This window comes from Streptomyces panacea, from assembly GCF_040560175.1.
Lineage (GTDB): Bacteria > Actinomycetota > Actinomycetes > Streptomycetales > Streptomycetaceae > Streptomyces > Streptomyces panacea.
Genome location: NZ_JARJHW010000357.1, coordinates 1 through 2195, shown reverse-complemented (window position 1 = coordinate 2195; position 2195 = coordinate 1). Strand labels below are relative to the sequence as shown.

2 protein-coding genes are annotated in these 2195 nt (G+C 69.4%); both read left to right on the top strand.

The features are described from left to right. Positions 1 to 192 precede the first annotated feature (192 nt). Positions 193 to 462 (top strand): acyl-CoA carboxylase epsilon subunit, encoded by a 270-nt coding sequence (locus P3L51_RS35905; protein WP_354609557.1) that lies wholly within the window; start codon positions 193 to 195, stop codon positions 460 to 462. Between the two features lie 456 nt (positions 463 to 918). After that, on the top strand, positions 919 to 2195 hold a 1277-nt coding region (locus P3L51_RS35900; protein WP_354609556.1), incomplete at its 3' end, for a type I polyketide synthase.

Below are 2195 nucleotides of genomic sequence, written 5' to 3'. Positions count from 1 at the left end.
ATAAGAGACAGGAATTAGGGGGCCGATCCGCTGGAAGCGCGGGGTGGAGGGACTTTCAATGAAGGTACGGCGGTAGCCGGAAGCCGGCTCGACCCGGTCCCGTGAGATTGCCGCGGCGGGCGAATCCGGAGAAAGCACGGAGAAAGCACGGAGAAAGCACGGGCGGAGTCTTTCGAAGAGTACCGGAGGGAAATGATGCATCCCGACAACGTGGCCGGCCCGCACACCTGGGAACCCGTCGCCGTCACACCTGCCGAGCACCTCGTGCGTGTCGTCAGGGGCGCACCGGGGGAGATGGAACTGGCCGCGCTGCTCGCGGTGTTGAGCGCCCTGACCGGGACGCGCGAGCAGGCCGTCGCGTCCTCCGCGGCCCGAGAGCGCCGCAACTCCGCCTGGGGTGGCGTCCGTTACACACCGCCGGGCGCGTGGACGGCCGGCCAGGACAGAGAGTGGCGACACTGACCCGCGTCGCCCGAGCGGCCATCGGTACCGGGTGCGTCGCCTCAAGGCGGCGCACCGACCCCGTACGCGCGTGAGATCCGCCACCGTGCGTGACAGGGCGACCCCTCACACGAACACCGCCCCCGGGACCGCACCCGGAATCGCCCCATCCCCGGCCCGGGACGTCTGTGAGCTCGGTGCGAGCATCGGCCGGAGGCCGTATCCGGAGGGCGTGGACGGCACCTTCCCCGCGTGGCTGAGACGTTCGACAGGCGTGGGCTCACCGTTCCCGGGCATGGTCGGTGTGGGCTGCACGCGGTCCGGGTGCCGGGGGTCGGAAACCGATGGTCGCGCCGGGCCAAGGGGTCGGGGCACGTTAGGGGCGATCAGGGGTTGGGGGGTCTTTTCACCCTGCGTAACGTTCCCGGCAAGCGCGCGTCGTAAGTGTCGACGCCCTTTCGACCCGGGGTGGCTTTGGTGAGCAACCAGGAGAAGCTTCTTGACTACCTCAAGCGCGCGACCACGGATCTGCGCACAGCGCGCAGACGCGTCGTCGAGCTTGAGCAGCGTGACCAGGAGCCGATCGCCATTGTCTCGATGGCGTGCCGCTACCCGGGTGGCGTGAACTCGCCCGAGGACTTGTGGCGGCTCGTCGACGAGGGTGTCGACGCGATCTCCGAGTTCCCGGCCGACCGTGGCTGGGGCGTGGAGAACCTCTACGACCCCGAGGTCGGCAAGCCCGGGAAGACAACGTCCCGCGAAGGCGGATTCCTGCACGACGCCTCGGAGTTCGACGCCGAGTTCTTCGGTATCAGCCCGCGTGAGGCCCTGGAGACCGATCCGCAGCAGCGCCTGCTGCTGGAGGCGTCCTGGGAGGTGCTGGAGCGCGCCGGGATCGACCCCGCCTCGCTGAAGGGCAGCCCGACCGGTGTGTTCGCCGGGGTGATGTACCACGACTACGCCGGCGGCAGCAGCGGAGGCAGCATCGTCTCCGGGCGGGTGGCCTACACGCTGGGCCTCGTGGGTCCCGCGGTGACCATGGACACCGCGTGCTCGTCGTCGCTGGTCGCTCTGCACACGGCGATTCAGTCGCTGCGTTCCGGTGAGTGCTCGCTCGCTCTCGCGGGCGGTGTGACGGTGATGTCCACCCCCGAGATGTTCCTCTACTTCAGCGAGCAGCGCGGCCTGTCGATCGACGGCCGCTGCAAGTCGTTCAGCGACGCCGCCAACGGCATGAGCTGCTCCGAAGGTGTCGGAGTTCTCCTTCTGGAGCGTCTGTCGGAGGCGCGTCGGCTGGGGCATCCGGTGCTCGCGGTGGTGCGCGGGAGCGCGCTCAACCAGGACGGCGCCAGCAATGGTCTGACGGCCCCGAACGGCCCGGCACAGCGTCGCGTGATCAAGCAGGCGCTGGCGAAGGCGGGCCTGTCGACGGCGGATGTGGACGCGGTCGAGGCGCACGGCACGGGTACGACGCTGGGTGACCCGATCGAGGCCCAGGCCCTGTTGGAGACGTACGGTCAGGGCCGTCCGGAGGGGCGGCCGTTGTGGCTGGGTTCGATCAAGTCGAACATCGGTCATACGCAGGCGGCGGCGGGTGTCGCGGGGATCATCAAGATGGTCGAGGCGATGCGCCACGGCAGGCTGCCGAAGACGCTGCATGTGGATGAGCCGACGAAGCAGGTCGACTGGGACGCCGGGGATGTGCGGCTGCTGACCGAGGCACGGGACTGGCCGAGCGAAGGCCGTCCCCGCCG